Below are 26,239 nucleotides of genomic sequence, written 5' to 3'. Positions count from 1 at the left end.
TCAGCCGGAGGTGAGATTGCTCAGCAGTGCGCTGTGAGCGCCCCGCAGATCGAGTCGTTCCTGCTCAAGCCGCAGGTCATGCTCGCGCAACAGCGACAGCGTGGCCGCTTCCTCGGCGGTCAGGCCCGCCACGGAGGCGCGATACGGGCTGGGCTCCGGGACGGTCAGGTCCGCGTGCTCGCGGAGCGTGGACCGATCCATCAACACCGACCGGGTCTGGGGAAGGACGTCACGACATCGTCCGAGGATGGCGAATCCGTGACTGTCGAGATCGCCCCAATAGGTGACGGGATTCTTTGCCACCCAGGAAATCCGGGCGAGCTGCGTCACCGCATATCCTCGTCCATGCACGGCGATGGTCCCGGCCATGGGTGGGAGGGACGCAAGGGACGCGAGGTTCTCGACGATCAACACACGGCGCGGACTGACGCCCCACCGGTCGAGCTCCTCAACCGTCGCCGTGAGGTCACGAAGCCCCCCGACTTCCGCGAGCGCATCGTCCAGCACACGGACGCGGAAGCGCTGTGCCTCCGAGATCAGGTCAGCTCCCGCGCTGCCGGAGATCGCCGCGACGAGCGAGTCCACCAGACGCCTATGGCGTTCCAACCACTTGGTGTCGACACCGGGGATGGGGAGCTCACGTGGGCGCAGGTGTGCGTGGGGATTGGACAGCAACCACCCGGTCACCGTGGTGAGTCGTTCGAGTTCCTTCGGTGACAGTTTCGCCAGTCTGCCCGCTGAGGCCCCGAGCCCGTCCGACAGGTACGCCGCGCCCGGCCAGTCCGCCCGCAGCGACCCCGCGTACGCCGTGAGGCGCGCCCACTCGTCGGCGCGGCCGGCGAGCGTGGCGACCGGGGGCACGCCGGCGACGCTCAGGCGGACGGGCACCGACTGGGGTCCGAGCGTCGCCCACCGCCGCCGTTCCCAGGTGACTGTCAGCCCCGATCGGCGTTCGACGCTCCGCCACGACGCCAGCCATCGCGATGCCCCGTCAGGATCGACGATGACCTCATGCTCGGTCGGGGGGTGCAGGGGGAGCGTCCACTCCTCGGAAGCGGGGTCGTCACTGGCCAGCCACTCCCCCTTCCGGCTGCGATAGCGCGAGGCCGCAAGCGCGCGTACGTCGTCGACCGTCCTCACAGCAGAGCGTCCTGGGCGCTGGACGGAGGAGGTGGCGGGAGTTCCTCCCCATCGCCGTCGTCGAAGGTCAGCACCGACAGCCGCGAGTGGTGGTCGGCGTCCATCGAGACGACCGCCGCCCCGCCGACGTGGTCCTCCAGCGTCTGCAGCATCTTCATTGGGGTGGCGAGCAGCAGTTGGAATCCGAACTCGCGGAAGACCTCCAGCCCGGCGCGCGTGAAGCTCGGGTCGGTCTTGTCGAAGGCCTCGTCGAGCACGACCAACGCGTACTCCGGCCACGGCGCGCCGTTTCGCGCGAGCTGGTAGCGCAGCGCAGCGACCAGGCAGAAGGTCACCAGCTTCTGACGCTCTCCTCCCGACAGACCGCCGGAATCGGTGAACACGTCCGTCTCCACGCCGTCGGCGTCCACGACCCGCGCCACGAACTCGACGTGTTGACGGGTGTCGAGAACCTGCCGTCGCCACACGACATCGGCGGATTCCTGGGAGGCCAGACGATCGAGGAGGGCCTTCATGCGATCGAAGCGCACCTCTGCGGCGCGCCGGCCCTCGGCCTCGTCGGGCAAGGACTGGACGTCCTCGAGGGAGTCGGTGGTGATGGCTGTGAGTTCGGCCAGGAAGTCAGCGACGGCCGGCAGGATGCGATCCACCACCTTCACCTGGAGGAAGCGGCCGGGAGCGAACTGACTGCGCAGCAGCGATTCGTTGATGGGATCGATGCGGGTGCGAATCTCGCGCCGCGCCGTACGCAGTTGACGGGCCAGCTGGCCGACGTTGTTGCGGGACTGCGACTGGAGCATGTCGAAGAAGCGTTCCTCGAACGCAGGGAGGCCGTCCTCCTCGAGTTCGCGCAGGCGGGCGAGGAACTCGTCGGCGTACGCCATCTCGGGCGCCAGGTCTGCTGAACGCTCGGCCCAGCCGAAACGATAGGCCTGCATGACGCGGCCGGCGCGGTTCTCGGCGCCGGACCTGCGGTTCTGCTCCGCGAGTCGTCGCTCGCCGATGCCTCGTCCCGCTCGCGCGACGGCGTCGTCGAACTCCGACGCTGATTCCGTGAGTCCCCAGTCGGCGGCCAGCGTCTCAGCCACGGCATCGGGCACGGGCTCTCGGTGGCCGAGGTCGTCACGCCACCCCGCGAGTTGCTTCTCACCCTCGGCGACCCGCTGCTCCGCATTGGTCTGTTCGGTGTGACAGCGACGGGTCGCCGCCTGGGCCGAAGCGAGCAGCGCGACGGCGCGTTCGAGCTCGGCGGTCGCGTGGGACAGTTCGGTGCTGGCACGACGCCGATCGGCGACGACTGCCCGAGCCTGGTCGAGCGCTGCCTCTGCACTCGTCAGATCCACAGACGGCCATGACACCTCAAGGAGCTCGTCGATGATGCCGGCCAGATCGCGCTGGTGATCGCGTGCGTTCTGGGCCCGGGCGAGCTCAGCGTCGGCAGCGGTCAGATCGGCCTGGGTGTCGGCGAGAGCTGCCTCGAGGGCCTCCCTCTTCGCGGTCGTGGTCGACCCGAGGATCCAACGCGTGCGGTCGTCGATGCGATGACGGTCATCCTTCTCGTAGCGATTGGTTGCATGCTTGACCTGCCCGGCCGCGGTGACCGCCTTCGTGGAATAGGCGAAGGCGTCGACCGTGTCGACACAGTCATAGTCGTACGCCTCGCACAGCCGGTGCCACAGCCACGCGTGTTGCTCGCCCTCCGCCACGCTGATGCGATTCAGCAGCGAGGCGTCCGAGCGCTCCGGGCGCCCCCGGTCGTCGCCACGGGGCTCGATCAGCCTCGCGTACACGAGGCGGGTCTTCAGCCAGGTCGCATCGACTTCCGCGGCGAGCCCGCGATAGAGGTCGTCGGGGACAAGGAGGGTCTGGGCCAGCGGGCGCAGAACCCGTTCGATGGCGCCCTGCCAGCCGGCGTACTCTTCGGCGACGTCGATGAGTTCGCCGGCGAACCGGAGCCGCCCGGTGTCCACGCCGAGGGCCCGGCAGAGGTGGCTGCGGACGTCGAGCAGGCTCGATCCGAGGTTCGACTGCTGCTGGCCAAGGACACGCAGCTCGCGCTGCAGCTCCCGCTCCCGCGTGGCGAGATCGTTGCGGCGGGAGACGACGAGGCCCAGCTCGCGGTTCGCCTCGGCGACGTCGATTCCGCTGCGGAGGGTGATGAGTTCGTCCTGCCACTGGGCGAACGAGCTCGCGGAGTCGGGCAGGGTGAGTCGCGCCCGGGACGCCGTACGCCCCACCCGGTCTCGCTCACGAGTCACCGCGTCCACCGCCGCTGCCCTCGCATGGACGACCTGCTCCAGTGCGGGCAGGTCGCCGGCGATCCCCGCAACCGTGGTCGCGCAGGTGTCACGGAACTCCTGGGCGAGGCTGGCCTTGTTGTTCGCCTGCGCGGTTTCCTGTGCGGCCGCGCGGGCGCGGGCGCGGCGCGTTTCGAGGTCGCGGACGAGCAGGCGGGTACGTACTTGGAGGACGTGGGTGTCCAGGTGGAGGGCCTGCCGATCCAGCCGGTCCAACGCTTCCAGAGCCGCCGCATGGGTCGCCACGTGGTCGCGCAGGGGAAGCAGACAGGCCACCTGGTCCCGCGCGTCGATGACCGAAGCGTGGGCCTGGGACAGCTCGACGAACTGGTCCACAGCGTCGGCGGCCTGCTTGAACGTGGCCGGCTCGTCGAGCATGAAGTCGCGCAACAGCTGGTTGAGGTTGTCGAGGTTCTTGGCCGACTGGGTCTTGTGCAGCAGGCGGAGGGCCTGTTCGCCGCCAAGCCCGAGCCGGCGCTGCATGCGACTGGAGAAGACCGAGTAGGTGGCGGTGTGATGCCAGTCGGGATGGGCGGCGGAGACGCGGCGGGGCGCGAGGCCGTTCTCGGCGTACGCGCGCAGCTGGTCGAGGTCGACCGATTCCTCGCACAGGAGCAGCAGCCGACTGACATCGGTCGCCTGATTCTTGTGGCGCGCCAGGTGGAACAGCTGGACCAGGGTGGTCACGCGGCCATCGGTGTGGGTGTAGGTGAGGGCGACCCCGCTCCACGTGGCCTCGGTGGCACGCAGGTGGTTGACCGTGACCTGACCGGTGGCCTCGTCCATGCCACGCCCATGCGCCCCGCGGACGTAGGTCGCCAGGGTGCGCGACCGGTCGCCCGAGCCTCCCTGGTTGGCGGCCGCGTTGAAGGCGCTCCAGCGGGGCGGCACGAGGAGCGTGGCCATGGCGTCCAGGAGCGTCGACTTGCCGGTGCCGGAGTCTCCTGTGATCAGTAGGCCGCGGGCGGGGACGGGCAGGTCGTGGTAGCCGTGGAACGTGCCCCAGTTGGCGAGCTGGATGCGGCTCAAGCGGTGTTGGGGAGGCTGCATCAGACGTCCTCGGTGTCATCGGCGGCCCGACGCGCCCCGGTGGTGGTGGACTCGTCGGGGTCGACCTCGTCGTCGAGCATGTCCTCATCGGGCGCGGCGCGCAGCGCCCGGGTCGTGGCCTGGACGAGGGAGTGGATCTCCTCGGTGACGGCCTGAACCTGCTCGGCGTCGAAGACCAGGGCGAGGACCGGTGAGATCTCGAACCGCTCGTCCTCAGCGGTGCCCAGCAGCACCGAGGCCTTCTTCATCTTCTCCACCGAGGCGTTGATGCGTTTGGCGAACGTGCTCGCATCGGTGTTGGTCGCAGGCCGATAGGGCGACAGTTCGTCATCGATCTCGTCGCGACCGATGAAGACGCGGCCCGTCGGGCCGGCGTCGCGGAGGAGGCGTACGCGGAGCAGCAGCACCAGGGCGGTGTCGATGAGGGTCAGCGGGGTTCTGCGGACGACCTTGGGGGTGGACAACTCCGCGAGCTCGGCGTTCGCGACGAAGGCGAGACCGCGCTCGCGGTCGAGGCTGAGCTGGAGATAGAGGTTGCCGAGCAGTTCGCGGATCGCCTGTTCGTCGCGGACGATCGCCCGCCACAGGCTCGCGTGGCGCTCGTGGTGCACATAGGGGCCGCGGAGCAACTGGACCAGCGCGCGACGGCTGTCGTCGGGCAGCCGTCCATGGTCGTCCCGCGTCAACTGGTGGGGCGCCAGCGCCTCGGTCGAATCCGGCGTCTCCCCGGCCGTGTGTTCGGTCATCGATCCCATTCTGCTGGCGGTGTGGTGAAGAGGTGCCGCGGGGCCCGGGCCGTGCGGTCGGCGCCACCTGCGCTGCGCCAGCTCACAGGCTCGTCGCCGCCGGTGGACAGGCCGTGGCGCTCGGCCAGCGACAGGAGACCGATCACCGAGGCCAGTCCCTGGGTGGCCGGGTGCTCGGTGAGGACGTCCCCCACGGTCGCCGTTGGCCGAGATTCCAGGGTCGCGCCCACGTGGTCGATCAGTTCGGCGAAGTCGATCTCGCTCTCGCGTACGCGGTGTCGCAACTCCGCAAGGTCGACGGTTCCTGCGGGAACCGTGACCAGAGGTGCGGTGGAGCGTACGTCCCCCGGGTTGTGCAGCGCCCACGAGCCGATCGAGGCGAGCGGGATGGAGGTGGTGGTGAGCTCGTGGCGGGCGCTGGTCAGGGGACTGAGAGCCAACAGGGCGTCGAGGACGGCGCGTTGGGCTGCAGTGATCGTGTCCTCGAGTCGACGATGCTCCTGCCAGGCACGCGTCTGGACGAACTGACGCAGGCTCCGCGACAGCCCGGTCATCGTTGAGCGGACCGTTCCCGCGTCCTGCTGCAGGTTGGTGAGCAGCTCGCGGAGCACGAAGCGTTGCTGTGGAGCGACGTCGTGGGTGAAGGGCCGGTCGAGGATGTCGGCGACCGCCGCGTCGAACGTCTCGGCGCGCTCGGGATCGACGACGACGGCGTGGAAGGCGCGGAACGTGCGTCCGGCGGGTGATTCCTCGATGAGGTCGACCCCGGCGAAGACGCCCTCCAGCACCTCGGCCCGGCTGGCGGTCGACCGGATGATGCGGTCCTTCAGATCCCGATTGAGGGACTCCAGGTCGGCGCTGACCCGGGAGAAATCCGTGGAGATCTCATTCGCGAGCGCCAGGATGTCGGTCAGTCGCTCGTGGGCCGCGGCCGGAGGGAGCGGCTCCGACTCGCCGCGTTCCACGCGAGCGATCTCGGCGTCCAGCCGCTCACGTTCGGCCTGCAGCGCGGCCAGTCGGGTGGTCGCGTCGGGATCGGTGTCGCGGGCGAGCTTCGACAGCAGGTCGGCGACGTTGGCGAAGCGCGACGACGTCACCGCTGCCCGGGGTGCCTCGAGCGACTCGAGGAAGGACAGGGCCGCCGCCGCGCCCGCAGACAGTTCGACGGTCTCCTCCCGCCCCTCGCCGGGGCGGCGGATGAGGTGGCCACGGCGTACCCACTCGTTGACGTAGTCCTGGGCGGTCTGCGGCAGGGGGAACCCGCTGTCGCGCAGGAGCGACAGGTCGGCGTCGACGCCGGCGACGAAATCGGCCGCGGGCAACACGCGGTGGGGCCCGCCGAAGTGGGACGCGAGGATCGCCGCGGCCGGGGCGAGGTTGTCGGAGTTGAGCAGATTGAGCGCAGACCCGTCGCGCAGGCGGGCGTACGCGTGGGCGGTCGCGGGGACGGAGGTGGTCATGGGCGTCATGATGGCGGCGGCGAGACGTGAGCCCGTGACGTCGCGCGGAGTTCCGTGGGCGAGCCCCAGATGGTCGGCCCGGTCAGCTGCACTGGCGGATCCGGAGGACCGGATGCTCGTATGGCTGACCGTCGGATCGACGTGCTCCGACAGCGGTCCCCGCGTCATCGACTCCGATCACCAGGTGGAGGGGCTCCCCCTGTTCCAACAACGTGGCGAGACTCATGTCGCCCATGTTTGCATAAGGCGCTTCCTCGACCGGGAGGGGGTGACGAGCCTTCCCGCGGTCCTCGACCAGCTTGGCGGCACGCCCTCGTGACGGCACGTCATCCACGGCTCGCCTTCCAGCGACTGAGTCAGGCTGCACCCGACGGTTCCGCGTGCGCGTTCACCGATCGCAGCACCTCCACGAGACCATTGAACTCGTCGGGGAAGATCACGTCCACATGCCCGTGGTCGACGTAGGGGGCCTCGTACAGCCTGGTGGGATCCATGACGCCGTTGGTGGTCAACTCATCGACGATCATGGAGACGAACCGGATCTGCGTGGCCGAGAACCGCGACTCGTCGAGGTAGTCGCTGAACGCCTCGCGCACGGCGTCACGGTCGAGCCCCACCAGTGAGCGCACGAACGGCCCCAGTGAACCTGCACGCTCGGTCACCCACGACAGATCAATGCGGTCGTCCTGCCCGGAGCGCACGAGCATGTCGCCCAGCGCGGTGAGGTCGTCGTCGGTGAGCTGCTTGTTGCGACGCAGCCGCTGCAGGGCGATGTGCTCCTCGTGCTCACGCAGGTAGGCCTCGGCCTTGGCGCGGAAGCGTTCCCAGTTCAACCCCGGCGTCACCCGGGCGAGCTCGACCGACTGCGGGGCTTCGAGCGTGTCGGCGAAGTCGGTGTAGACCGGGTTGTGACGGGTCTGGTCGATGAAACGGACCAGTCCGCGGACGCGGCGACGCATCACGTCCAGCATGGGCAGCGTCACGTCGACCCACCATGCGTCACCGGCCACGTCCTCCAGCAGGGCCATCTGCTCGGCGACGGTGGGGATGGCGGCCTTGGACAGCAGAGCTGTGGCGATCGCTTGGACGGTTTCTCGAATTCGCTCGGCAGTGACGAAGTCGCCATCGAGTTGGGCGAGCTGGCGGCGCAGCACGAGCAGGTCGAAGCGCTTGGCCTGTTCATCGGCGTCCAGGAGGGTCGAAGGCAGGCCGGCGAGGTGCTCGAGCACCGAGTTGGCGTCGTCGATGGAGAGCTCGTCCCACCGCGTACGCGTGCCCCACGTCTCCACCTGTCGACGATGGGCGCGGACGAGCACATTGTCGAGGTTCATTCCCGCGACGACCTCGTGCAGCCAGTCGGCGGCGGAGCTGCGCAGGTCGGGATCCTCGCCGGTTCGGTCGAGGGCCGTCACCAGCCCCAGCCTGGACTCGAACAGCCGTTGGGTGAGCGACTTCTGCTGTGAGCCCTCCGAGCCGGGGAGGTTCTGGCCGAAATATTCGAGGTTGCCGCAGAAGTCGAAGACGAAGAAGTTCTTCTTGTCGTTTCCCGGGCCGAACAGGTCGGGGCACAGCCGGGTGCCGCGGCCGATCATCTGCCAGAACTTCGACTTCGACCGCACGACTTTGAAGAAGACGAGGTTGACGACCTCGGGCACGTCGATGCCGGTGTCGAGCATGTCGACGCTGATCGCGATGTGCGGGGCACGGTCGGGCTCGACGAACGATTCCAACACCGACTGGGCGTAGGGGTTGCGGTGGGTGATGACGCGGGCGAACTCGCCTCCGAACTCGGGGTAGGCAGCGTTGAAGCGCCGCTCGATGAACTCGGCGTGGTCCTGGTTGTTGGCGAAGATGATGGCCTTGCCGAGGCGATCGCCGCCGGCAACCCTGTGCCCCTTGGTCATCAGAGTGGCCAGCACCTTGTCGACGGTGTCGGCGTTGAACAGGAAGCGGTTGATCTCGTCGGCGTCGACGGAATCGGGCGGCCCGTCCTCGCCCCAGTCGAGGGCGTCCCATGCGTCCTTCTCGTCCTCGGTGAGGTCGTCGTAGCGGATGCCGCCGCGCAGGAAGCCTGTCCCGACGGCGACACCGGCGGGGGGCACCAGATAGCCGTCGTTGACGGCTTCGTCGAGCCCGTACGCGTCGGTGGGCACGCCGTCCTCGAGGTTGAACAGCCGGTAGGTGTTGTGGTCGACGTCGTCCTTGGGGGTGGCGGTGAGGCCGACGAGAAGCGAGTCGAACCACGCGAAGATGGCGCCGTACTTCTGGTAGACCGACCGGTGTGCCTCGTCGATGATGACGAGGTCGAAGAAGCCGGGCCCGAAGCGGCGGCCCGTGGCGTCGACCTCGTTGATGAGGTTCAACATGGTCGGGTAGGTCGACACATAGACTCGGCCGTCGGCGGAGCGGTCCTGAAGCAGGTTCACCGTTGTGCAGTCGGGCAGGTGGGCCTGGAACGCCCGGGCGGCCTGGTTGACGAGGGCCTGCCGGTCGGCGAGGAAGAGCACCCGCTTGACCCAGTTCGCCTTCATGAGCTGGTCGACCAGAGCGATGGCCGTGCGCGTCTTTCCCGAGCCGGTGGCCATGACGAGCAGCGCTTCGCGACCACGGCGTTCGAAGGTCTTGCCGATCTCACGGATGGCGCGGGCCTGATAGTAGCGGCCGGCGATGCCGGTGTTGATGGCGCACTCGGCCAGCGGCCGTCGGGCAGTGCGGCGCTGGATGAGGCGCTCGAGCTCGTCGCGGGTGTAGAACCCTTGGATCTCGCGCGGCGCGTATCCGCTGTCGGCGTACGCGGCGTCGTCCCAGATCCAATGCTCGTAGCCGTTGGTGCAGAAGATGAGCGGACGCCGCCCGAACTGTTGTCCGAGACAGTCGGCGTACAGCTTGGCCTGCTGCTGGCCGCGCTGCGCGCTGGCTGTGGTGCGCTTGGCCTCGACGACGGCGAGCGGGAGCCCGTCGGCGCCCCATAGGACGTAGTCGACGTAGCCGTCGCCGCTCGTGTTCGGCATGCCAGTGACGGGATATTCCCGGTCCCGGTCCTGGTCGAGGGACCATCCCGCTTCGGCGAGCAAGGTGTCGATGAGGAGGACGCGCGTGTCCGCCTCGGAGTAGTCGTGGTCGTCGGGCCGGGTGTGGGCGGCCTGGGCGGCGGCGATCTGGGCGCGGAGCTCTGCGATCTCGGCGTCCTTGGCAGCGGCCATGTCGTCGCGTTCGGCGAGGGCTTCGGCGTACGCGGCGTCCTGGGCTCGGAGCCTGTCCGCCTGCTGGGTGAGTTCGGCGCGGGGCAGGGGAGCTAGGCGCGCGGCGAGGGCGGGGTCGAACTGAGTACCGGTGGGCACGCCGGCAGGGTCAGGGGAGTGGTGGTAAGCGGCGTACACGACGACGTGGAACAACTCGCGCAGGACGTGCAGGGCCGTGTGGTGCTGGAGGGGGCGGCTGTCGTGGGCCGCGGTGTTGCCGATCTTGCGGATGAGGTTGAGCTTGGCGGTGATGCCGGTGCCGACGGCGGCCTTGAACGCGGTGTCGTTGATGCGGGCGGAGAGGTCGTCCTTGTAGGGCCGGCGCAGGCCGAGGACGTCGTAGAGGTGGCCGACGAGCCGCTCGATCGCGCGCCGGCTGTAGAAGCAGGCGGCGGCCGGATCGCTGGACACGTAGGACTCCGCACGGACGCAGTCGGGATGTACGCCGGGGAGCGCGGTCCGGGCGAAGTCGAAGTTGCTCATGGGGCTCCTCGTGTGTGGCGCGATCTCACGCCCTTGTTTCGGGCGTAATCATCCACTGCTTTGCGCGAACTGCGCCAGACCCCGTCGGCACCCTGCACCGCGTCGAGCCTGCCGCGCTGTGCTGCCTGTCGGAGGGCGGATTGGCTGAACCGCTCGTCGGCCAGCGCCACGAGCGGCACGAGGCGCGCGGGCCCGGCCACACCCGGCACGATGAAGCGGTTGAGGTTGTCGTACATGGCCCGGGCGAGGATCTCGCCCAGAGGTCCCTGGTCACCGTCATCGCTTTTCTGAAGCGCCGCCAGGTAGGCGGGGCGTTGGGCCTTGAGCACGACGACGGGCGGTAGTCCCAGACGGACCAGGATCAGGTTCAGCACGAGTCGACCAGTGCGCCCATTTCCATCGATGAAGGGGTGTACCTGCTCGAATCCACCGTGCAGTTGCGCCAGTTGTTCGGTGAGTGGGGTGTCGGACGTTCTTGGTGCCTTCAACGTGGGCGCCAGATGGGCGACGTGATCCGCCCAGTCGCGAAGCCGAGCGGGCACGAGGGCCCAGCTCGGGGGTGTCATTCCTCCGGGGAACGGCCTGATGTCATGTTCCCTGAACTGTCCGGGCGCCTCGCGTTCGGTGGCTTCGGGATGGGGCGCCACCTGCCAGACGGGGGCCATGGCGCGCTCGTGGATCCGGCGAATCTCCGTCACAGAGATGAGCTCGGTCGACTCCCACTCGGGTTCGAGAGCGTGGGCATACACCCAGCGGGCGGCGTCGGCATATCCCTGGACCTCCATGTATTCCTTCAGCGGCTTCGCGCCGACCGCACGCCCCTTGTCGAGGAGTGCCTCCACTTCGCGCAACACGAGGGTGTTTCCCTCGAGTGCCGTGGAATGGTGGGCTTCCAGGTGCCAGATGTCGGCCCAGATGAACTCTGACTCCTTCGGGGAAGGCAGCCCACCCAAGCGGCTCTCGAGTTCGTTGATCGCCGCATCGAGGCGTGCGTATACGGTGGCCCGGCTCGGTCGTCCACGCGGCATGTCTCCCCCGTCGTTGGTGCACCCAGGTGATGTGAGTGGATCAGGTCAAAGGCACATGTTGATAACCCAAACTGCTACGCAAATGATCTTATCAACTTCTCATCGCACAGTCGGGCGGGTTCGACCCGCCTACTCGAAGAAGTCCTCGTCGACCTCTACGACGTGGAATGTGTGCCTGAGCTGCACGCCGACCCCGTAGCGGATCATCAGTCTGGCGAGCCGCTGGCCGTCGATGAGCACGATCCGCGTGGGGACGGAATCGGCGAAGGTGCGGGCCTCGTGGCTGAACCGACTCGTGGTGATGAACACGCCCTGGTTGGCCTGGTTGCCGGCGAGTGCGCCCACGAACCCCTGGATCGCGGGTCGGCCGACGATGTTGTCGGGGGCGTATCGCTTGGCCTGGACGTAGATGCGCGACAACCCGAGCGCGTCCTGGTCGACGATGCCGTCGATGCCGCCGTCGGCAGACAATCGGGTACGCGTTGCCGAGCCCTCAGCGCCGCCGTAGCCCATCGCCATCAGCAGATCCAGCACGGCCTGCTCGAAGAAGACCGGCTCCTGAGCGTGGATGCGGGTGAGGAGTTCGGCGGCGACGTCGGCGTGGATGCGCTCGACGCCGGCCTCGATCTGCTCCTGCGGGTCGAGGGAGGTCTCGGACTCGGGAGTTTGCTCGATCGGCGTCGCGGACGTCGTGGGGGTCTTCCCCGTATAGGGGGACGTATAGCCGGGCACCGCGCGAAGATCCTTCTCGGTGATCTCCTCGGGGTGGTCGTCGAGGAGCTTCCGGCCGGTGTCGGTGATCCGGTAGTGCGCACGGGCGGGGCGTTCGATTGCGCCGGCCCGGGTCAGGTAGGACAGCGCCCAGTTGCCGCGGTTCGTCCACTGGGCCTGTCCCGAGGGGATCATGATCAGGCGCTGTTCGGCGGTGAGTCCGAGGAGGTCACCGGCGGCTGCCACGACGTCACGGCCGCGCCGGGTCTGGCCATCAAGGAGTACGCGGAGCGTTGGCGCCATGTAGTGCTCCCACGTCGGGGCGGGCATCAGAGTTCTCCTTGGAAGGCGCGGGACTGGAGGGAGGCGAAGAGATGGGCATCTATCTCAGCCGCCTGCTCGTGCTGGCCGCGAGCTCGTTGGACGGCTTCGGCGCGTCGGGAGAACTGCCGCTGTTCTGACAAGGGGACCCGGGGGATGAGGAGTTGCTCCAGTTTGGCCTTGGGGATGTTCTTCATCGAGCCGCCGGTGCCGCTTGCTAGGCGGCCGATGCGACGCCGCATGGTGGGGGTGTTCAGCAGGGCGTGGAAGAAGCGCGAGTCGGCCTCCTGCTTCCATGAGAAACGCCAGATCTTGTCGGGTAGCGCCAGGTTGGCTGGTGGCTCCTGCACGACGTGGGCAACGGCCCCCACGAGTTCAGAAGTGTTAGCTCGGCTCATGAGTAGGTCACCTCGACGAACGAGGTGGTGTTCAGGTGGCGCGTAATCGGAGGGAAGGGGCTTCGACTCAGTCGCCTTGAACACACCAGTGGTTACGGCGCTGATCCTCAGTACGCGGTACGGAACATGTTGCGTCAGGTCTGTGGCCACGAGGTTCCGGCCGCCGACGAGACCTGTCACCTCACCCAGAGGTTGCACGGCGAAGGCGTCGTCGGGGCTGCCGAACATCTCTTGGAAGATCGATTGGGTCAGGGCGTCGAGGCGGGCGAGCACCTGGCGACGCTTGGTGCGGAGGGCATCGGCATGGTCGAGGATCGCAGCGATGCGGCGCTGCTCGGGGAGTGGAGGGAGAGGGACTTCCAAGGCCTGGAAGAAGCTGCCGGGAACGCGGCGTTGGCCTCCACTGCCGGTCATGCGGAGCGCTCCTGTTGCTCGAACATGGTCTTGACGAAGGAAGTGGATCAGGTAGCGGTCGTGAACGACATCCTTGGGTCGGATGACATGGAACTCCGTCGAGCCAACGCCGAGCCTGTGCCCGAGCTTGGCTTGACCCACTTTGCCGTTCTCCCAGCAAGGAGTGATTTTCGCGGCAAGAATGTCGCCGTCATGGAAGATGGTATATCCCGTCGAAACCTCGCCGAAGGACCGTGACGTACCCCTCGACGTGCGCGCTGTGGCGGCATCCAAATCAGCCATGCCCACAAAGGAGATGGTTTCGCCGGACCGGATATTCTCTCCCCGAGGATTGATCATCGCGATCTCGGAGAGCGGCACCAGCTTCATTGCAGCATCGCCCTCAGCTCAGCCAGCCCCTGAGCGATCTCGCCCTCCAATTGCTCGATGTCGGCGATGATCTCCAGCGGCGGGCGGTGCTCGGCCTCCGCGTACTCGATCTCCTTGTAGCGGTTCAACGACAGGTCATAGCCCTGCTCGACGATCTCGGACTTCGGCACCAGGAATGACGTGTCGGTGCGGGCGCGGTCCTTCTCGGATTGCCGATTCTGCCAGCGTTCCAGCACGTCAGGCAGGTCATTCGCCTCGATCGGGTTGCGCTTGTCGTCCAGCGAGAACCCGTCCGCGCGGACGTCATAGAACCACACGTCCTCGGTGCCGCCCGAGTCGGTCTTCGTGAACAGCAGGATCGCAGTCGAGACCCCGGCGTACGGCTTGAAGACACCCGACGGGAGCTTCACGACGGCATCGAGACGCTGCTCCTCGATGAGGATGCGACGCAGCTCCTTGTGGGCCCGCGACGAACCGAACAGGACTCCGTCGGGGACGATCACCGCAGCCCGGCCGCCCGACTTCAACAGCTTCAGGAACAACGCCAGGAACAACAGCTCGGTCTTCTTCGTCTTGACCACCCGCTGCAGCGCCGTCGACGTCGACTCCGCATCGAGCGACCCCGCGAACGGCGGGTTGGCCAGGATCAGCGTGTATCGCTCCGTGTCATGGCTCGCCCCCGCCGACAGGGAATCGCGATAGCGGATGTCCGGCGCCTCGATGCCGTGCAGCAGCATGTTCATCGACCCGATCCGCAGCATCACACTGTCGAAGTCATAGCCATGGAACATCGACCGGTGGAAGTGACGGCGCTGGGCCGGATCGGTCAGCGCCGACGGATGGTGGCGGCGTACGTGTTCGCTCGCGGCGACCAGGAAGCCCGCCGTGCCACACGCCGGATCGCAGATCTCATCAGTCGGCGTCGGCGCCATCATGGCGACCATCAACTCGATGATGTGCCGCGGCGTACGGAACTGGCCGTTCGTACCTGCCGACGCGATCTTCGACAACATGTACTCATACAGGTCGCCGTTGGTGTCGCGGTCCTGCATGGGGATTGCGTCGAGGAGGTCGACGACGCGCGACAACAGGGCGGGGGCCGGGATCGTGAACCTGGCGTCGCGCATGTGGTCGGAATAGGTCGAATCGTCGCCGCCGACCTGCTGGCCATAGCCGCGGAGGAACGGGAACACCTCGCCGGACATCGTCGCGAACATCGTTGTCGCGTCGAGGTCGCGCAGCCGGCTCCACCGCAGGTGCTCCTGTCCGGGCAGGAACATGGGGTCCTGGACGGGGCCACCGGTCAGGCGAGCCTTCTTCTCCGCGAGCGTCTGCAGATCGTCCAGGCGACGCAGGAACAGCAGATAGGTGATCTGCTCGATCACCTCGAGTGGGTTGGAGATGCCACCCGACCAGAAGGCGTCCCAGACGCGGTCGATTCTGCTGCGGAGGTCTCCGGTGATCACGCGGCGATCTTATAGCGCTGGCGGGAAGCCATTCCCGTCGCAGGGGACCGTCAGGATGCGCTGAAGTCGCACCGACCAGACTCTTGGCCGCAGCTTTGCAGACCGCCATCGAAGCTCAGCCCAGATGCCCACTCACGCTGGCGTGGCCCTTGAGCAGGTTGCGCGAGATCGTGCGGCGCTGGATCTCGTCGGTGCCCGTTCGAGGACCCGATCGAATGCTTGAGCGAACGTGCTGGCGAGGTCGTCGTTGATCTGGGAGTAGCGGTCATGCGCACTCCGAAGGTCGGAAACCGCTTCGGGTGAAAGGAAAACCTCTACCGGCCGCCCCACAGCTCCGCTCGCACCTCGCTCCACGGGCGGGCGGCGTGTACGCGCGCCGCGTCCCCGTCGACGGCTGTCTGGAGAAGGCGCCGTTCCTCTTCCGAGGGGCGATAGGTGGCCTCACCGAAGTGAGTCCGGATTGCCTCCTGGATCATCTCCGAGCGCGACCGGTGTTCAACCTTGCGGGCCCGCTCGACCATGTCGTAGAGCTCCTCGGGCAGAGTCACTGCCACTTTGCGTACAGCCATGGGTGCACCTCCTTGGTATGACTTCAGCATACCGGGGCTCCGCGGTGGCACTCCCAGGGCTACCCATGCCGGGGCTCTGGCTCCCGTGTCCGCCACGCCGCAGGCTCGTCCTGTGTCCAAGACCTCGAGCCCAGCCCCCGTCGTGGCCCCGTCGGCCAGTCGAGCACCCTGCCCAACCTACCTCCAGGACCAGGAGCCGGCTGCGCCGGCCGTGCCGCTGGCGGCGGACGATCTGGGCGGGCTGCCTGCGACGTTCATCGCCACGGCGGAGTACGACGTTCTCCGCGACGAGGCGGCGGAGTTCGCCCGGCGGCTGGAGGCCTCGGGCGTACGGGTCACCCTGCGCGACTATGAGGGGATGATCCATGGCTTCTGTTGGATGGATGGGGTGCTCGACGCCGCCGGGGATCTGCAGCGTGATGGGCGGCGTGGTTGCGGGAGGTTCCGGAGTGAGGCCGAGAGAGCTTAGCGCTGCGCACCGCTCACGCGGATTCAGTCCGTGGCACTGGCCTGACGGGAATCCACAGCCTGTCGATGGGCATGACGTGGAGGCGGTCGTCGTAAGTGTATGAACGCATCCCCGTGGTGAGAATGATCCCGGCCCGGAATCGTGGGCCAAGAACGTCGCGGAGCTGTGCCAGACCGCGGAAGTCGGAGCCGCGGGCTCGTTCGCTTGCCTTGGCCTCGAAGGCGAGGACGGTGCCGTCGTCGTGCTCGATAACCAGATCGACTTCGGCGCCGTCACTTGTGCGCCAGTGGCCCAGATTGACCGGTTCGTCGAGCCACGATGCCTGCTTGCGAATCTCTCCGACGACGAAGGTCTCCAGCAGGTGACCGAAGTCGGTCAGGGCCGCCGGGTCGAACCCGGCGAGCTTGTCTGGTGTGAGGCGTAGCAGCCGGGCGGCCAGCCCGGAGTCGACGACGTGCACCTTGGGCTTGGCGCTGACCCGGGAGCGCAGCGTCTTGCCCCACGCCGGGAGGCGTACCACGAGGAAGAGGTCCTCGAGTAGTCGCAGGTGGCTTTCTGCGGTGGCACGGCTCACGCCGAGCTTTTCCGCTGTCGAGGTGATGTTCATCAGCTGGCCGGTCTGGGCAGCGACCAGACCCAGGAGGTCGGTCATGGCCTGCCGTTCCCGTATCCGGCTGAGCTCCAGAGCGTCTCGTTCGACCGAGGCCCGGACGAAGTCGTCGAACCAGCGAGCTCGGGCTGGGCCGGTACGTCGCAGAGCCATGGGTAGGCCGCCGGCACAGACCCGGTCTGCATAGTCTTGGCGCGAGGTCGTGGAAGTCGGAAGCTGGCTGGCCACGCCATGGGGGTCAGCATGAAGCCCCTCCAGCAACGTCCTCCCGGACCCCGGCGATCTCCCCCTGGGACAACGGCCAGATGGTCAGCGCGTGCAGCCTTCCCGTCAGCGCTTGGGCAGACTTGGGCAAGGCATCCTGCCGCGTTGAACCCGTGATGATGGCAGTCCCGGGGCGGCTGCCTTCGCGGTTCAATCGAGCCTTCAGGGCGTCCAGGATTTCGGGGACCCGCTGATACTCGTCGACGCATAGCGGTGCCGGGCCGCCAGCGAGCGACGCGAGGTTCCCGGTGACGGCTTCACGCACTTCCACGTCGTCGAGGTCAAGGACCGAACCACCAGCGTCGACGGCGAACCTGCGCAGGACAGTCGACTTCCCCACCGACCTTGGCCCGTGCAGGGCGATCACAGGTTCCACCAAGACGAGATCCGTGAGTAGCTCACTGACCCGGCGTGGCACCAACGAGTCAAGGACCATGACCTCAACCTAGCAGACGTGAGCCCGGGGAATGTGCAAACGTGAGCGCACCAATTGTGCAAACGTGAAGGGAGGCTCAGTGCTGCATGTCCACGAACCGCGAGTAGTGGCCTTGAAAAGCCGTCACGACCGTACGCGTGGGCCCGTTGCGGTTCTTCGCCACGATGAAGTCGGCCTCGCCCAATCGCGGGGATTCCTTGTCATACACGTCTTCGCGGTGGAGGAGCAAGACGATATCCGCATCTTGTTCAAGTGACCCACTTTCGCGAAGGTCAGAAACCATCGGCTTCTTGTCCGTGCGCTGCTCCGGGCCACGGTTGAGCTGCGACATCGCGACGACCGGCACGCTGAGTTCCTTGGCCAGCAGCTTGATCTGACGCGAGAACTCCGAGACCTCGAGCTGGCGCGACTCGACCTTCTTGCCGGACGACATGAGCTGGAGATAGTCGATCACGATCAGCTTCAGGTCGTGACGCTGCTTCAGCCGCCGGGCCTTGGCCCGGATCTCCATCATCGTCAGGTTCGGCGAGTCGTCGATGAACAGGGGGGCGGAGCTGATGTCGGCCATCTTGTTGGCCAGGCGCTGCCAGTCGTCCTCGCCCATCGTGCCCTTGCGGATGTGGTTGAGCGGGATCTGGGCCTCGGCCGAGAGGAGGCGCATCACGATCTCGACCTTGCTCATCTCGAGGCTGAAGATGGCGGAACACATGCCGTGCTTGATGGAGCAGGAGCGGGCGAAGTCGAGGCCCAGCGTCGAGTTGTGGGTCGGGATCATCGAACGGCTCGCAAGGTAGAGGTGATCTGCGTTGTCCACCTCGACGCATCTGACGGGCACAGGTGCGACGGGACGAATCGACCGGATATAGCGATGGTCGAGGGTCTTTCGTGATCGACGTCGTGCAACGTGTGCCACGCTCTTGCGATCGAGACCGAAGACCTCGATGTCGGTGGAGAAGTTCAGCACGAAGCAGATGGAACTCTCGGGGGTGCGGCCGCGTACGGCCTTCTCCGCAACCTGGCAGCGAATCCCGAGACTCGTCACCAGTTCGCGCGCATCCGTGGCCAACCTGCGGTTCGTCAGGGCCAACTGCACACTGCCGGCATTCGTCACCGTGCCGTCGGTATCCAAGAGGCCACGAAGAAGGGCCAGTCTCTGCGACCGTGAGGCACGGAGATACTCGATGGGGATGTGCTTGTTGCCCAGGAGGCCGATCTGTCGGAGCGTGGACTGAAAGTTGCGGCCCTCGGCCTGACCCAACCCGTAGTTGAGAGATGACTGGACTTTGACTGTGACACCGCTCTCTTCCACGAGTTCGGCTACCTGCGGGTCAGCAGACGTGAAACGCGCCCCGGCAGAATGCCCATCTCCCAGCCACACGCCGAGTGCATAGGGGGGAAGCGGCAACTCAGCTGTGGGTAGGTCGAGCGCGGCCGCCACGGGGACAGCCCAGTTGGCGCGACCGTCGGCCAGGACGACGCTCGTTGACATCTCTTGCGTTGTCACTACCCGCTCATGAATGGCGGCGTGGGCTGCGCCACGAGGTCGCGACACTCGATCGGCAAGAGCAGTCGCAAGGCCGCGTCGTTCGTACACGGGCGCCTGCCACACGTAGCTGCGTTTGGCTCCGTGCGTGACGCGTGGGGCTCGTCCAGCTGTCCCTACCTCGTGAGCGATCGTATGAAGGACGCTGGTGAACTCTTCCCCGACCTCAACGGCGAACTCGGGAAGCGTGACCAACCGCGAGTCGGGTTCGGCCGTCACCGTTGCCAACGACCTCACACGATCCACGCTCGCCTCGGGATAGTGATAGGTCGGTACACATCTTTCGGCACGCGCGCGTCGACCAGCTCGGCTCGTGGCCACCCACTGGTGTTCCGCGTCCGCCACGATCGTCGTCCCGTCTGAGAATGTGATCTCGAAACAGGGGCGGTCTTCCATCACGTCGGTCGCCGCGACCACGCGCGTCGGGCGGCCCTCGGCGTCCAGCAGCTCGTCGCCGACCTGCACCTCGGCCATCGTGGTCCAGCCCGTCGGCGTCGGCAGGGGAGTGTCGAGCGCGAGCGCTTTGCCCATCGCCGGTCGCGCAGCCAGGATCACCATCTGGCCGCCGTGCAGACCGTTCGTCAGCTCGTCCAGCTCGATGAACCCCGTCGGCACGCCCGCCATCTCGCCCGACCGCGACCCGATCGCCTCGATCTCGTCGAGCGTCTCCTCCATGATGTCGGCCAGCGGCGCGTAGTCCTCGGACGCCTTGCCGTCGGTCACGCCATAGACCTCGGCCTGGGCCGCGTCGACGATCTGGGTCACGTCGCCCTCGCCCGCGTACCCCATCTGGGCGATCTTGATCGACGCCTCGACCAGGCGTCGCAGGATCGCCTTCTCCTTCACGATCTGGGCGTAGTAGCCCGCGTTCGCCGCGATCGACACCGACGCGATCAGGTCGTGGAGATAGGGGTGACCGCCGACCCTGGGCAGTTGGCCGCTGCGGGACAGTTCGCCCGCGACCGTGATGGCGTCGGCGGGCTCGCCCCGGCCATAGAGGTCGAGGATCGCGTCGAAGATGAACTCGTGGGCCGGCTTGTAGAAGTCGATGCCCTTGATCTGCTCGAGGACGTCGGCGATCGCGTCCTTCGACAGCAGCATGGCGCCCAGCACCGACTGTTCGGCGTTGATGTCCTGCGGGGGCGTACGGTCTCCGCCGGAAGGCCGCTGGTTGCCGCCCCCGTGGCGCTGCTCGTCATCGCGTGGCTGCTCGCTCACGGCCCCTCCTCAGATCGCTCGTCCCCCACGCTAGGCGCCACCTCCGACAATTTCGTCGAGAGCCGCCGGGACCTCGGGACCCCGTCACCGTACGCGGGTTTGAGCCCCCTGAAAAGCGGAGTTGTCCACAGCCCCTGTGGATGGACGGTGGATATCCCCGGTGGACGTGTGGGCAACCTGGGGACGGAGCTGGGGATAACTCATGAGTCACATGAGTAACAGCCTTCTGACAAGCAGAAACGCCGAAATCGAGCGGTGGACAAGTGGGGTTGGAAAGAACGATTTCACGCCTCGGGGACGCCTTGGCGCCGCCTTGACATGGGTGCTTCGCGTGTGTGATGGAGCCCACCTGTGGACAACTTGACCACGTCTGTGGAAACCGTTGTGTCGACTTCGATCATGGCGATTCCGGGATCAGCGGACTTGCATCTACTACCCCCGGGGGGTATGTTGAAGGCATGGATCAGACGCACGGCTACACCGCCACCAAGGACGCCCACCTCAAGCGCCTGCGGCGCATCGAGGGGCAGGTGCGCGGACTCCAGCGCATGGTCGAGGAAGACAAATACTGCATCGACATCCTCACCCAGGTCGCCGCCGCGACCAGCGCGCTCGAGTCCGTCGCCCTGGGGCTGCTCGACGAGCACCTGCACCACTGCGTCGCCCACGCCGTCGAGAACGGCGGCGAGGAGGGGCAGGCGAAGCTCACCGAGGCCAGTCAGGCCATCGCCCGCCTCGTCCGCTCCTGATCAAGAACCTGCGCACGCCAACCCGAGAGGAATCACCATGACGACCACCGACTACACGATCCAGGGCATGACCTGCGAGCACTGCGCCAAGGCCATCACCAGCGAGGTCTCCGACATCGACGGCGTCAACGACGTCGACGTGCGCCTCGAGGGCGGCCGCATGACGGTCACCTCCGACGGCCCCGTGTCGCTCGACAAGATCACCGAGGCCGTCGAAGAGGCCGGCGACTACATCGTGGCGCTGGGCTGAACCAGGCCTCGTCGCCATCACCGATCGCGCGTCGGCTCCTCGTCTCGCTGGCGCTCGCTCGGAGAACGTAAGAACACAGAAGGGCTGAACCATGATCACGCAGCAGACCATCGAGCTCGACATCCAGGGGATGACGTGCGCGTCGTGTGCTGCGCGCATCGAGAAAAAGCTCAACAAGGTCGACGGCGTGCGGGCCACGGTGAACTACGCGACCGAGAAGGCGCGCGTGGAGTCGACCGGGCCCGACGCCGAGACCCTGATCGAGGTCGTCCGGAAGACGGGCTATGGCGCCACGCTGCCGGCTCCCGTCCAGGAAGATCGCCCCGATCCCGCCGATGAGCTCCGCCAGACCTTGATCATCTGCGCGGTCCTGTCGATCCCCGTGATCGCGATGGCCATGATCCCGGCCCTGCAGGTCAACGGCTGGCAGTGGATGAGCCTCGGCCTGGCCACCCCCGTCGTCCTCTACGGCGGCTGGCGGTTCCACCGCTCGGCGCTGGTCAACCTGCGTCACGGCGCCACGACCATGGACACGCTGATCTCGGTCGGGTCACTGGCCGCGTACGCCTGGTCGCTCTATGCCCTCTTCCTCGGCACCGCCGGCCACGAGCACATGACCCACGAGTTCGAGTGGCGACTCACGCGCTCCGACGGCGCCGGCAACATCTATCTCGAGGCCGCCTGCGGCATCATCACCTTCATCCTTGCCGGCCGCTGGTTCGAGGCCCGGTCGCGCCGCCGTGCGGGGGCGGCGATGCAGGCGCTGCTGACGTTGGGAGCCTCCGAGGTCGCGATCCTGCGCGACGGTGAGGAGGTGCGCGAGCCCGTGGACCGCTTGGCTGTCGGCGACCTGTTCGTCGTCCGCCCCGGCGAGAAGGTCGCCACCGACGGCGAGGTCGTCGAGGGCGCCTCGGCGCTGGATGCGGCCATGGTCACCGGCGAGTCCGTGCCCGTCGAGGTCGGGCCCGGCGACTCCGTGGTTGGCGGCACCCTGAACACCGACGGCCGCCTGGTCGTCCGCGCCACGCGCGTGGGCGCCGACACCCAGCTCGCCCGCATCGCCCGCATGGTCGAGGACGCCCAGACCGGCAAGGCCCAGGCCCAGCGACTCGCCGACAAGATCTCCGGCGTCTTCGTCCCGATCGTGATCACGCTGTCGCTGGTCACGCTGGGGGTGTGGCTCGCCCTGGGGGCCGGGGCATCCTTCGCCTTCACGGCCGCCGTCGCGGTGTTGATCATCGCCTGCCCCTGCGCGTTGGGCCTCGCGACCCCGACCGCGCTCATGGTCGGCACCGGCCGCGGCGCCCAGCTCGGCATCGTGATCAAGGGCCCCGAGGCCCTCGAGCGCACCCATGACATCGACACCGCCGTGATCGACAAGACCGGCACGATCACCTCGGGCCGGATGGAGGTGGTCGGCGCGACCGACGACGAGATCCTGGCGTACGCGGCCGCGGCCGAACGCGGGTCGGAGCACCCGATCGGGCGGGCGATCGCCTCCTCGCCTCGGACGCGGGAGGCCTCGCTCGGAGAACGTGAGCGGGCCCTGGTCGCGAGCGACTTCCGCAACCTGCCCGGCCTCGGCGTCGAGGCCACCGTCGACGGCCGTCTCGTGCTCGTCGGCCGCCCCTCCCTGCTCGCCGAGCGCGGCATCGCGCTTCCGGCCGAGCTGGCCGACGCCGTCACGCGAGGGCAGGAGGCCGGGCGTACGCCGGTTGCGGTCGCAGTCGACGGCGTCGCCCGCGGCGTGGTCGAGGTGGCCGACGCGATCAAGGAGACATCGACCGACGCGGTCGCCCGGCTTCGGGAACTGGGCCTGCGGCCGGTGCTGCTCACCGGCGACAACGCGCGTACGGCTCGCGCCGTCGCCGCCGAGGTCGGCATCGACGAGGTCATCGCCGACGTGCTGCCGGACGACAAGGTCGACGTCGTACGCCGGCTCCAGTCCGAGGGCCGCCGTGTCGCGATGATCGGCGACGGGGTGAACGACGCCGCGGCGCTGGCCGCCAGCGACCTCGGCATCGCGCTCGGCACCGGCACCGACGCCGCGATGGAGGCGGCCGACCTCACCCTGGTGCGCGGGGACCTGCGGCTGGCGGCCGACGCCGTACGCCTGTCCCGAGCCACGTTGCGGACGATCAAGGTCAACCTGTTCTGGGCGTTCGCCTACAACGTGGCGGCGATCCCCTTGGCGGCGCTCGGCTTCCTCAACCCGATGCTGGCGGGCGCGGCGATGGCGCTGAGCTCGGTGTTCGTGGTGTCGAACAGCCTGCGGTTGCGGGGATTCCGGGCTGGGTGAGTTGTGAAAAGTGCGCAGGTGTGCGCAAAGGGTCGCTTGGAGGGGGTTTCGGGCCGTGATTTGGGCGCAGGTGTGCTCAAAGCGCAGCGGTGAGGTCGCCCTGGGGGCCGGAAAGTGCGCGGGTGTGCGCAAAACGTCGTCTGGAGGAGGCTCCGGGCCGCGATCTGCGCGCGGGTGTGCGCAAAGCGTCGCCTGGAGGAGGCTCTGGGCCGCGGTTTGGGCGCGGGTGTGCGCAAAGCGTCGTCTGGAGGAGGCTCCGGGCCGCGATCTGCGCGCGGGTGTGCGCAAAGCGTCGCCTGGAGGAGGCCCCGGGCCGCGATCTGCGCGCAGGTGTGCGCAAAGCACCGCGCACCGGCCGCCTCAGGCCGCAACCTCAGCGCACCTGTGCACTTTTCACACCCCAGCCGACCACACCACCCCCGGGCACACCCTTCTCAGGAATTTTTTGGGAAGACACGCCGCCGGGGTTACCATTCCGTGACGAATGTCGCTGATTGGAGTCGTTTTGCGCAAGGCAGTCCCCCTCGCCGTCGCCGGTGGTGTCCTCATCGCCTCGGGCGGTGTCTTCGGCACCGCGAGCGCCCTCGCCAAGGACATCCAACTCACCGTCGACAGCCAGCCTGTGGACGTCCGCACCTGGTCCGGCACTGTCGACGAGGTCCTCCAGGCCCACGGCATCCAGGTCGGCGAGCGCGACATGGTCGCCCCCGCCCGCACTGAGGCGATCAAGAAGGGCGACATCATCAGCGTGCGGTACGCGCGCCCGCTCAACCTCACCATCGACGGCCGCGCCGAGAAGCTCTGGACCCAGGCGCTCACGGTCAACGAGGCCGTCGGTGCCCTCGGCCTCCGCGACGAGAGCGCCCTGTCGGTGCCCCGTGACACCGCGATCCCGCGCTCCGGGCTGGACCTGGCCATCGATGTCGCCCGCGAGGTCACCATCGTCCAGGGCGGCCAGTCCCGCACGCTCGTGACGACCCGGGACACAGTCAAGGACGCGCTCGCCGAGGCCGGCGTGACCCCCGATCCCAAGGACGTCATCACCCCGGCGGCCGACACCCCGCTGACCGACGGCCTGGAGATCTCGGTCTCCAACCAGGACGTGAAGCTCACGACCAAGACGATCGACGTCCCCTTCAAGGAAGTACGCAAGGACGACAACACCCTCCCCAAGGGCACCGAGAAGGTCGACATCGAGGGCGTCACCGGCAAGGTCGTCGAGACGTGGGAGGAGAAGTTCGTCAACGGCCAGTCGGTCGAGAAGCGCATGACCTCGACCCGCGAGCAGATCAAGCCCGTCGACAAGGTCATCCTCGTCGGCACCAACGAGAAGGCCACCGCCTCGGCCACGCCGTCCGCCAGCGCCTCCGCCACGCCGTCGGCCAAGCCCGGCGAGAAGCCCTCCCCGTCCGCCTCGCCCTCGAAGGGCGTCAAGCTGGACACCTCGCCCGCGAAGGGCCAGACCTGCACCGCGTCGATGTATGACGAGCCCCAGATGACCGCCACCGGCGAGCGCTTCAACCCGCAGGCGATGACCGCGGCCCACAAGACCGCCCCCCTGAACTCCTTCATGAAGGTCACCAACCCGAAGAACGGCAAGACCATCACGGTGCGCATCAACGACCGCGGCCCCTACATCGGCGGCCGCTGCATCGACCTGTCCGCCGCCTCGTTCGCTGCGATCGGCAACCCGGGTGACGGCCTGATGTCGGTGACGATCCAGCAGCTGTGACTCCTCGTCTCGCTGGCGCTCGCTCGGAGAACGTAACAACAGCCGCTGGCGCTCGCTCGGAGAACGTAACAACAGCCGCTGGCGCTCGCTCGGAGGACGTAACAACAGCCAGCGTCAGTCCCTGACCATCCGGAACATCGGCCGGTTGAACCACAGGTCGCCGCAGTCGACCACATAGCCGTCCGCCGCGAACCCGTTGCGCTCATAGAAGCGTTGCGCGCGCGGGTTGTCCGCCAGGATCCAGAGGTACGCGGCCTCGCCCGCCGGCATCGCCGCGTCGAACAGCGCCTGGCCGATCCCGTGCCCGTGGGCGCGGGGGAGCGCGTACAGCTTCTCCAGGTTGTACGCCACCGGCGCAGGCTCGTAGTCCGCCTCCCAGTCGCACGGGCCGAACCCCGCCGCGGCGACCGCAAGCACCTCGCCGTCGGTCGCCTCCGCCAGCCACCACCGCCGGAACGGTTCGCCGCCGGCGGCCTCGACCTCGGTGTCGCGCGCCAACTGCTCGCGCCGCCGACGCGCCACCGCGCCGATCTCCACGATCCGGTCGATCGCGAACTGCACCGGCATGATCGCCGCATAGGTGTAGGCCTGCGCCACGTGCAGCGTGCGGACCATCGCCTCTGCGTCGTCAGCAGTGCCCCGGCGTACGCGGAACGTCGTCACCGGCGGTCGAGGGCCTCTTCGAGGCGCTCCAGCTTGCCGGTCAACTCCCCGGTGTGACCCGGCCTGATGTCGGCCTTGAGCACCAGCGAGACCCGCGAGCCGAACGCGCCGCAGGCCTCGGTGGCGCGCTTGACCACGTCCATGCACTCGTCCCACTCACCCTCGATGGTGGTGAACATGGCGTCGGTGCGGTTGGGCAGGCCGGAGGCGCGCACCACCTCGACGGCGGCGGCGACGGCATCGTGGACTGATTCGGAGCCCGCGGGGGCGACGGAGAAGGCGACGAGCATGAGGTGAGCGTACGCCCCGCCC

Annotated in this window: 20 protein-coding genes; 5 read left to right on the top strand and 15 right to left on the bottom strand. The window is 67.7% G+C overall.

Annotated elements, in window-relative coordinates; all coding sequences use genetic code 11:
- The 10 genes from ACYVAG_RS09385 to ACYVAG_RS09340 all read right to left on the bottom strand — a co-directional run bounded on the left by ACYVAG_RS09385 (position 1) and on the right by ACYVAG_RS09340 (position 15,694).
- The gene (locus tag ACYVAG_RS09385; protein ID WP_460769086.1) at positions 1-1,140 is read right to left on the bottom strand and encodes a Wadjet anti-phage system protein JetD domain-containing protein; all 1,140 of its coding nucleotides are present in this window, start codon (positions 1,138-1,140) and stop codon (positions 1-3) included.
- A complete protein-coding gene (locus ACYVAG_RS09380) occupies positions 1,137-4,487 on the bottom strand; it encodes an ATP-binding protein (RefSeq protein WP_460769084.1) in 3,351 nt (1,116 codons plus the stop codon). Before ACYVAG_RS09380 ends, ACYVAG_RS09385 begins: the two co-directional genes overlap by 4 nt.
- A complete protein-coding gene (locus tag ACYVAG_RS09375; protein WP_460769082.1) occupies positions 4,487-5,233 on the bottom strand; it encodes a DUF4194 domain-containing protein in 747 nt (248 codons plus the stop codon). Before ACYVAG_RS09375 ends, ACYVAG_RS09380 begins: the two co-directional genes overlap by 1 nt.
- On the bottom strand, positions 5,230-6,693 hold the full coding sequence (locus tag ACYVAG_RS09370) for a DUF3375 domain-containing protein (RefSeq protein ID WP_460769080.1): 1,464 nt from the start codon (positions 6,691-6,693) through the stop codon (positions 5,230-5,232). Before ACYVAG_RS09370 ends, ACYVAG_RS09375 begins: the two co-directional genes overlap by 4 nt.
- A gap of 356 nt (positions 6,694-7,049) precedes the next feature.
- Positions 7,050-10,418 carry a DEAD/DEAH box helicase family protein gene (locus ACYVAG_RS09365; RefSeq protein ID WP_460769079.1) on the bottom strand — a complete coding sequence of 1,123 codons (3,369 nt, stop codon included), beginning with the start codon at positions 10,416-10,418 and terminating at the stop codon, positions 7,050-7,052.
- Positions 10,415-11,446 carry a Fic family protein gene (locus ACYVAG_RS09360; protein WP_460769077.1) on the bottom strand — a complete coding sequence of 344 codons (1,032 nt, stop codon included), beginning with the start codon at positions 11,444-11,446 and terminating at the stop codon, positions 10,415-10,417. Before ACYVAG_RS09360 ends, ACYVAG_RS09365 begins: the two co-directional genes overlap by 4 nt.
- Before the next feature lie 129 nt (positions 11,447-11,575).
- On the bottom strand, positions 11,576-12,487 hold the full coding sequence (locus ACYVAG_RS09355; protein WP_460769076.1) for a restriction endonuclease: 912 nt from the start codon (positions 12,485-12,487) through the stop codon (positions 11,576-11,578).
- On the bottom strand, positions 12,487-13,659 hold the full coding sequence (locus ACYVAG_RS09350; RefSeq protein ID WP_460769074.1) for a restriction endonuclease subunit S: 1,173 nt from the start codon (positions 13,657-13,659) through the stop codon (positions 12,487-12,489). Before ACYVAG_RS09350 ends, ACYVAG_RS09355 begins: the two co-directional genes overlap by 1 nt.
- Complete coding sequence (locus ACYVAG_RS09345) at positions 13,656-15,125, bottom strand: class I SAM-dependent DNA methyltransferase (protein ID WP_460769072.1); 1,470 nt, start codon at positions 15,123-15,125, stop codon at positions 13,656-13,658. Before ACYVAG_RS09345 ends, ACYVAG_RS09350 begins: the two co-directional genes overlap by 4 nt.
- 314 nt (positions 15,126-15,439) lie before the next feature.
- Positions 15,440-15,694, bottom strand: a complete 255-nt coding sequence (locus ACYVAG_RS09340) for a ribbon-helix-helix protein, CopG family (protein ID WP_460769070.1) — start codon at positions 15,692-15,694, stop codon at positions 15,440-15,442.
- On the opposite strand from ACYVAG_RS09340, the gene ACYVAG_RS09335 reads away from it, so the two are divergent.
- Positions 15,693-16,163: an alpha/beta hydrolase fold domain-containing protein gene (locus ACYVAG_RS09335; protein WP_460769068.1), complete on the top strand. Its 471-nt coding sequence runs from the start codon at positions 15,693-15,695 to the stop codon at positions 16,161-16,163. The genes ACYVAG_RS09340 and ACYVAG_RS09335 overlap by 2 nt on opposite strands.
- Positions 16,164-16,176: 13 nt before the next feature.
- Here ACYVAG_RS09335 and ACYVAG_RS09330 read toward each other — a convergent pair whose 3' ends face one another.
- From ACYVAG_RS09330 to dnaB, 3 genes are all read right to left on the bottom strand, one after another.
- A complete protein-coding gene (locus ACYVAG_RS09330; protein ID WP_460769066.1) occupies positions 16,177-16,815 on the bottom strand; it encodes an ATP-binding protein in 639 nt (212 codons plus the stop codon).
- A 196-nt stretch (positions 16,816-17,011) separates the two neighbouring features.
- The gene (locus tag ACYVAG_RS09325) at positions 17,012-17,473 is read right to left on the bottom strand and encodes an AAA family ATPase (protein ID WP_460769064.1); all 462 of its coding nucleotides are present in this window, start codon (positions 17,471-17,473) and stop codon (positions 17,012-17,014) included.
- A gap of 76 nt (positions 17,474-17,549) precedes the next feature.
- Positions 17,550-20,117, bottom strand: a complete 2,568-nt coding sequence (gene dnaB, locus ACYVAG_RS09320) for a replicative DNA helicase (RefSeq protein WP_460769195.1) — start codon at positions 20,115-20,117, stop codon at positions 17,550-17,552.
- A 575-nt stretch (positions 20,118-20,692) separates the two neighbouring features.
- On the opposite strand from dnaB, the gene ACYVAG_RS09315 reads away from it, so the two are divergent.
- The 4 genes from ACYVAG_RS09315 to ACYVAG_RS09300 all read left to right on the top strand — a co-directional run bounded on the left by ACYVAG_RS09315 (position 20,693) and on the right by ACYVAG_RS09300 (position 25,264).
- On the top strand, positions 20,693-20,983 hold the full coding sequence (locus tag ACYVAG_RS09315) for a metal-sensitive transcriptional regulator (RefSeq protein ID WP_460769063.1): 291 nt from the start codon (positions 20,693-20,695) through the stop codon (positions 20,981-20,983).
- A gap of 37 nt (positions 20,984-21,020) precedes the next feature.
- Positions 21,021-21,233, top strand: coding sequence for a heavy-metal-associated domain-containing protein (locus ACYVAG_RS09310; RefSeq protein ID WP_460769061.1), 213 nt, complete (start codon positions 21,021-21,023; stop codon positions 21,231-21,233).
- Between the two features lie 91 nt (positions 21,234-21,324).
- Complete coding sequence (locus tag ACYVAG_RS09305; protein WP_460769060.1) at positions 21,325-23,532, top strand: heavy metal translocating P-type ATPase; 2,208 nt, start codon at positions 21,325-21,327, stop codon at positions 23,530-23,532.
- Positions 23,533-24,037: 505 nt separating this feature from the next.
- Positions 24,038-25,264 carry a septal ring lytic transglycosylase RlpA family protein gene (locus ACYVAG_RS09300; protein WP_460769059.1) on the top strand — a complete coding sequence of 409 codons (1,227 nt, stop codon included), beginning with the start codon at positions 24,038-24,040 and terminating at the stop codon, positions 25,262-25,264.
- A 114-nt stretch (positions 25,265-25,378) separates the two neighbouring features.
- Here the strand turns inward: ACYVAG_RS09300 and ACYVAG_RS09295 are convergent, their stop codons facing one another.
- Positions 25,379-25,927, bottom strand: coding sequence for a GNAT family N-acetyltransferase (locus tag ACYVAG_RS09295; RefSeq protein WP_460769057.1), 549 nt, complete (start codon positions 25,925-25,927; stop codon positions 25,379-25,381).
- A complete protein-coding gene (locus ACYVAG_RS09290) occupies positions 25,924-26,217 on the bottom strand; it encodes a thiamine-binding protein (protein ID WP_460769056.1) in 294 nt (97 codons plus the stop codon). Before ACYVAG_RS09290 ends, ACYVAG_RS09295 begins: the two co-directional genes overlap by 4 nt.
- Positions 26,218-26,239: the final 22 nt, after the last annotated feature.

This window comes from Mariniluteicoccus flavus, assembly GCF_054776655.1.
This window is presented reverse-complemented; position numbering and strand designations above follow the sequence as displayed.